At 26.8% G+C, this 6,714-nt stretch carries 6 protein-coding genes; 4 read left to right on the top strand and 2 right to left on the bottom strand.

The features are described from left to right. Positions 1 to 714 precede the first annotated feature (714 nt). Positions 715 to 1,662 (top strand): SPL family radical SAM protein, encoded by a 948-nt coding sequence (locus tag BP997_RS03110; protein ID WP_413825706.1) that lies wholly within the window; start codon positions 715 to 717, stop codon positions 1,660 to 1,662. A gap of 101 nt (positions 1,663 to 1,763) precedes the next feature. Here the strand turns inward: BP997_RS03110 and mer are convergent, their stop codons facing one another. After that, the gene (mer, locus tag BP997_RS03105; protein WP_409197975.1) at positions 1,764 to 2,729 is read right to left on the bottom strand and encodes a 5,10-methylenetetrahydromethanopterin reductase; all 966 of its coding nucleotides are present in this window, start codon (positions 2,727 to 2,729) and stop codon (positions 1,764 to 1,766) included. 169 nt (positions 2,730 to 2,898) lie between these two features. On the opposite strand from mer, the gene BP997_RS03100 reads away from it, so the two are divergent. The 3 genes from BP997_RS03100 to BP997_RS03090 all read left to right on the top strand — a co-directional run bounded on the left by BP997_RS03100 (position 2,899) and on the right by BP997_RS03090 (position 5,962). Continuing rightward, the gene (locus BP997_RS03100) at positions 2,899 to 3,993 is read left to right on the top strand and encodes an archaeosine biosynthesis radical SAM protein RaSEA (protein WP_413825703.1); all 1,095 of its coding nucleotides are present in this window, start codon (positions 2,899 to 2,901) and stop codon (positions 3,991 to 3,993) included. A 69-nt stretch (positions 3,994 to 4,062) separates the two neighbouring features. Then, on the top strand, positions 4,063 to 4,545 hold the full coding sequence (locus tag BP997_RS03095) for a DUF308 domain-containing protein (protein WP_409197977.1): 483 nt from the start codon (positions 4,063 to 4,065) through the stop codon (positions 4,543 to 4,545). A gap of 109 nt (positions 4,546 to 4,654) precedes the next feature. Beyond that, on the top strand, positions 4,655 to 5,962 hold the full coding sequence (locus BP997_RS03090; protein WP_413825701.1) for a cytidyltransferase: 1,308 nt from the start codon (positions 4,655 to 4,657) through the stop codon (positions 5,960 to 5,962). Here BP997_RS03090 and BP997_RS03085 read toward each other — a convergent pair. Further along, complete coding sequence (locus BP997_RS03085; protein ID WP_409197979.1) at positions 5,959 to 6,702, bottom strand: NAD(P)-binding domain-containing protein; 744 nt, start codon at positions 6,700 to 6,702, stop codon at positions 5,959 to 5,961. The genes BP997_RS03090 and BP997_RS03085 overlap by 4 nt on opposite strands. Between the last annotated feature and the right edge of the window lie 12 nt (positions 6,703 to 6,714).

Raw genomic sequence — 6,714 nt, 5'->3', positions numbered from 1 at the left:
TTTGACAGAAAATACAAAAAAATAGTAAACTAAATACGTTATAACATTATTAGTCACGTTAAGAAGTACACATAAAAAAATAGACAGAGTAATACACATAAAATACAGATTCATTACATCTTACATATCAGATATAACAATCAAATATCACCACATCTACAAAACCAACATCAAACCATAATACTAAGTATTAGGTCCTCATAAAAACATGTAGAATTATTGAATCAATCAAAGTTGATTGACTTATAAACATGAAAAAATTTAGCCACATGTGGAAAAGCAGTCATCATAGTTAAAATGTAAAATACATCAAACTTAAACCAACGCCATAAACACATGGCACAACCTTTAGAGAAAGTTACAACAAAGATAAAATTTAATAAAAATATTTGCAAAAAAATTTATTTTTAAAAAATATAAATATATTTTAATTTATATGGATAAATAAAAATTAAAATTTAATATTTTAATTATTAAAGTATTATTAAATCTTTAAAATTTTTAAAAAAATAGATAATAATAAATAAATTTAAAATAGTAATACAAAATTGGAAAAAATAAAAAAAATAAAAAAAATAAAATTTACGGTATGAAAGAAAATAGGGAAAATTAAAATAAAAATTAGTTTAAACAGTAAATTATAATAAAAAAGAAAATTAAATTAGGTAATAATAAAAAAACAGATAAATAAATAGAATAAAAGAGATTAAAATAATGATTAATACTCTAAATGATAAAACAAAGATAATAAAAAAGTATCATTTCAAAGAAAAAACAGTAAAAACAATACTAAATAAAAGACATGGTCCTAGACAATTATTTATGGAAGACTATAGTTTTAACATTTATAACGGGTGCACCTTTGATTGTAGTTATTGTTATATCAATGGAAGCAAGTATGCGGAAGATACAAAAACATACTATGTAAAAACTAATGCTAATGATCTTTTACACCAACAATTAAAAAATAAAGCAAAAAAAGGTGAAAGGGCTTTATTTACTATTGGTTCTGCATCTGATCCTTACATGGAAATTGAAAAAGAATTATTTATGACTCGAGAGTTCTTAAAAATTGCTAATAAATTTCATTACCCAGTTCATATAGTTACAAAATCCGATTTAATTTGTAGAGATATAGATATATTACAAAAAATTAATAAAAACTCTATATTACCTATGGAATTAGTTGATAAAATAGATGAAAAAGTTATTGTTTCTTTTTCTTTTAGTACCGTTTTTGATGATGTGGCTAAAATTTTTGAACCTAATGCTCCTAAACCTACCAGACGATTAAAATCTATTAAAAAATTAAAAGATGCAGGTTTTAGAGTAGGTATTACATTTATGCCTATCCTTCCTTTTATAACAGATACTGATAAAGTTTTAAGAGAAACTATAAAAATTTTTAAAGATTATAATGTGGATTACATTTTACCTAGCACTCTAACTTTATATGGTGAAAGTGAAAATGACTGCCGTTACAAATATTTAAAAAAAGTTAAAAAATTTTATCCTGAATATTATGATGAGACTAAAAAATTGTTTGAAAGTAAAGTGAAAAGCAAATACTTAGATTATCCTAATAAACATTATCAATATAATTTATTAAAGAAAGTGAAAAATTTATCAAAAGAGTATAATATTTCAAATTTATTATATTAAATTTATTTAAAAATAGTATTTATTTTAATTGAATATTTAATTTATTGGAATTTAAAATTATAATTTTAAAAAAAAAAGAAAAAATAAAAAATTAAGAGAATTTACATCTTAGCGATTACTTCTCCTAATAATTTAATAGATTCTTCTTTGTTTTTACCTAATGGGGATCCTGCAACATATTGAGTTACTCCCATTTCACCTAAAGCTTCTATCTTAGGAACGAATTCATCAGGGGTTCCGCATACAGAGAATGCATCTAATGCAGCATCGTCTATTAAACCAATTGCTCCACCGAAGTCTCCTTTAGCTAAGCAGTCACCACATTTATCATTGAATCCTTCAGGTAATCCGTGTCTTGCAATAACCATTGGAGGTGCTCCAGCTGCAATAAATGCAACAACAATTTTTGCTGCTTTTTTAGCTGCTTCAGAGTCAGTTCCAATAGAAGTAGAAGTATAAGCTGCTACATCAAAGTCTGCAATGTTTTTACCTGCAGCATCAATACCTTTTTTGATCATTGGAATAGCTGCTTCGAAATCTTTAGGATTAGAAGCGTTGATTAAACAACCGTCTGCTATTTCTCCAGAAGTTTCGAGCATTTTTGGTCCTTGAGCACCCATATACATAGGGATTGCTTCTTGAACCGCTTTTGCACCTTGTAAAGCTGCTCCACTAGGAGTAGATCCACCAGATGTTAATGTTTTAATTTCTTCAATAGCGTTTTTAACTGTAGTTACAGGTTTTGTCCATTCAATACCTAATGTATCAAATGTAGCTTTATCTCCAGGTCCGATACCAAAGGTAGCTCTTCCGTCAGAGATTTCATCTATAGTTGCAATAGCACTTGCAGATATAGCTGGTCCACGTACATATGGATTAGTTACACCAGGTCCTAACTTAATAGTAGATGTTTCTTTAGCGATTAATGCTAAAGTTTCATATACATTTTTATTGTTGTAATGGTCTGTTACCCATACATATTCGAATCCTGCGTCTTCAGCTAATTTTACGTCTTTTACAATTTCGTCTAATGGTTCATTCGGAACAAATTCTATACCAAATTTCATTTATTATCACCATGTTAAATTATATGCAAGAGCTTATAAAGTATTTGTTATTAGAAAAATATCGAAACATTTATATATAAAAAATTATGTTTCATCTTTTTATATTATTAATTAAAAACATAAAGAATAATTATAATAATAACAATTAAACAAAATGGATTTTAAAACTATGGAAATAAGAGAATTAACAAAAGAAATACGGGATAATGCTATTGAAAGAACAAAACCTAAGGATTTAGAATATCTAGCCACAAGTTGGTACCAAGAAGACTTATTATACTCAGGTAAAGGAAAATCTATATTTTTAATATTACCTACACCTGGTTGTAGTTGGGCGTTAAGTCCAAGTGGTGGATGCACAATGTGTAGTTATATTCATGATTGTTATTTAAAACCTATAGAAACTGATAAAATCATAGAATTGTTCCAAAATCAATTAAATAGATATTTAGAAGAAATTAAAGAAGATTTTGATAATGGTGAAAAGATTGCTATAAAATTATTTGCATCTGGAAGTTTTTTTAATCCTGAAGAACTACCAATAAAAGCACGAGATCAAATTTTAAAAATAATTAGTAATATTGATGAAATAAGTGAAGTTATTGTTGAATCAAGACCTGAATATATTACAAGTACACGTATAAATGAAATTTGTGAAATTTTAAATGGAAAACTTTTTGAAATAAGTATAGGATTAGAAACAGTAAATGAAGAAACACGTTTAGAAAAAATAAATAAGGGATTCAGTACAGAAACTTTTAAAAAAGCCATAGATTTAATCAAAGAAGCTAAAAATGAGTATAATATAAAAAGTAAAGCGTATATTTTTGTTAAACCTATTCTCGTATCCGAATCTGAAGCTATAAAAGAAGCTATTGATACTACATATTTTGTTGAAGAAATTGGAGTTGATCGTATTAGTTGTTGTCCTGCTACTATCCATAAAGGAACTGTGATAGAAAGATTATGGAGAAGAGGATCATATCAACCTCCTTGGATTTGGAGTACTGTTAAGATTATTAACACAATAAGAGAAAATGTAAAAATTCCGGCATTAATGGATACCTCAGGATTTGGTTCTAAACGTGGCCCTTACAATTGTAAGAAATGTAATAAAGATTTAAAACATAAAATTATTAGTAGTAATCTTACACAAACACAAATTCATCATGATTGTGCTTGTAAAAAAGAATGGGAAGCAGAAATAAAATTTAATAATTTAAGTCAATCTAAAACAAATAAAAAACATTTACCTTTATATTAAAGAAAAGTTTTTTTAATAATTAATTAAAAATATTATATTAATAACAATTATAAAGGGAGGTTTATTATATTGAAAAAGGAATCAATTAGTATTATTGCCATAATTTTAGGTGTTATAATCATTGCATTTCCTATGCTGGGCGTAATTGGAGCAAGTAGTATTCTTGGATTATCTATATTATTAATGAGTATATTTTTACTTGTTACTGGTGTATCTGAAATTGATTATAGTAAAACTAAATGTATTTTATACCTTATAATAGGTATTGTAATGTTAGTACTTTCATTAGGATTAATTTTCAATCCAAGTTTATTCGCATTCTTAGCAGCATTAACTATTTACCTTGCAGGACTATTCTTAATCGTCATAGGTTTAATAATTCTTATAACAAGTAGAGAAACACGTTACGGATTTTGGATTGGTATAATAGGTATTATTTTAGGTGTAATATATATTATAGTAGGAACTTACATACAAGATCCTACAGTTCTAGGAGCTTTAATCGGAATATGGTTAATTTTAGCAGGTATATTGAATTTATTAGACAGATAAAGTATAATCTGTCTTTAACAAATTTTTTTTAAAATTAAAATTTTTATTTTATTAATGAATAAGTAAACTTTTTTTAAATGAATAATATTTTTTTAAGGAATATATGAAAATGATTGGAATCAGTGCAGATTTTGACCCTGTACATTTAGGGCATGAACAATTAATCCAAAGTGGAAAAAAAATAGCAAATAAAACTGGAGATAAAGTAGTTGTATACTTAAATAAAGGTTACAGTGCAAATCATGCACCTTTTTTCTGTAATTTTAATGCTAGGGCTGAAATGGCTAAAGCATGTGGTGCAGATGTTATTGTACCTGTAGAAGGATTACATCATAGATTAACTTTATCTTATAGTGTACCTATACGTGCATCACAAATGATTGAGGAGGGTATAACTGATTATATTAGTGCTGCAGAAGTTAGTCCTGAAAAGATTAAAAAGATGGGTGATCGTTTTGTGCGTGAAAAAAACTTTTTAGGAATGCCTCGTGAAATACCAAATAGGAATGTTGTTAGATGGTATGCAGTTAATGAGTTTTTGAAAACCAAATTTGAACATAATATGAAAATCCATATCATACCGGAGTTAGAAAAGGATGGAAAGATTAGTGGACGTTTTATTAGGAAATCTATAATTGAGAATGATATGGAAATTACAGATGAAGTGGAAAATTTACTTCCAAAATCAAGTATTAAGATTATTAAAAGGGAAATTGATAATGGAACTATTAATAATCAAAGAAATTATAGAAGTATCACTCATAAAATGAATACTTATTCCCGTGGAGATTTGACTAATATTGCATATTTAAATGCAGATGCTGTAAATGCAATAATTGAAGCTCGGCAATATCAAGATCCTGAAAGTATTTGGGCTGTTTTTAGAAGAGTTGGTTATGGTCCTGTTCTTACAAGATTAGCAACTAGTGCTATTGAAAAAGAGGTTAGTAAAAATGAAGTTGTTAAACTTATGAGGACTTATGAAGCTAAAGGTGTTATTCCTCCAGAACAAATTGTTGATAAAGTTATTCAACGAGCTTTTTATGTTGCTAGTGAAGTTGAAAATGAGGAACTAACACAAGATGCTAATGAACGTTTCAGAAGTGAGAATATTGAGGTAAATAATGTTCCTTTAAGTTTTGAGGGTGGTTTGAATATTACAAAGTTTGAAACTAAAAAGCTTAAAAGAGGGTTAAAGGAACATAGAATCCCTGCTAAAATTTATGTTGATAAGGATAATATGTTATCTTGTGAGATTAAAGAGGGTAAATTTAAGATTAAAACTATATTAAAATTACCTGCATTGCATGTTACTTATTTACGTTATATTATCGATTCACAATTCATACCTGTTAGGGGAGAGGTAGTGGAAAGGGATCGTGGATTGAGAGTTAAAATTTATATTCATGACAATTAAAGTTTTTCGAATTTATTTTTTGTAGCTTCAGTCATGATTAAATTATTTGTAGAAGAGTTTTGGTTTTTTAAGAAATTTAATATTTCATTTAACTCTTCATTTTTACGTTTTTTATTTTTTTTACTATTTTTTATACGGGATGTGCTTGATGATTTGAAATCTGTATTTTCTGTAATTTCTAATATGTCCCATAATTGTGAGCTTAAGTTATTTGCATTTTCAAATGTTTCGATTAATAGGGCACTTACTCCTTTTGTATAGATACTTCTTAACATTTTTAATTTAGATGCATCTCCAATTTTGTCACTTATGATGTTTGTTTTAATATTGCAGTTTTTGAAAATTGATAATTTTTTTGATTTTGGACCTGATAATATTAAAAGTTTTAAATTTTCAACTTTACCTATTATTGCACCATCAATGAAATTGTTTGAAAATATTTGTTCTATTTTTAGGGTGGTTGTTGGGTTTATATTGTTTAAATCTAGGTATAATCCTTCATAGTTTGAAAATTGTTTTGCTACGTTTAGTGCGTTTTTTGGACTATTTGCACTTATTATTATGTCACATTTTTCCATTAGTTGTTTATTTGAATCTAATTTTATTGTTTCTGTTTGTTTTATGCGTTTTATTGTTTCTTCGCTTCTGTTTTCTATTGAGACATATGTTTTATATTGTTTTGTTAATTTATTTGCTAATGTTTGATTAACTTTGCCAAAACCTATAAACCCTATATCCATTGTCTCACCATT

The sequence above is a fragment of the Methanobrevibacter sp. UBA412 genome (genome assembly GCA_002495685.1).
GTDB lineage: Archaea > Methanobacteriota > Methanobacteria > Methanobacteriales > Methanobacteriaceae > Methanobrevibacter_A > Methanobrevibacter_A acididurans.
Note: the sequence above shows the minus strand (reverse complement) of the source record. Positions and strands in the feature narration are given on the sequence as shown.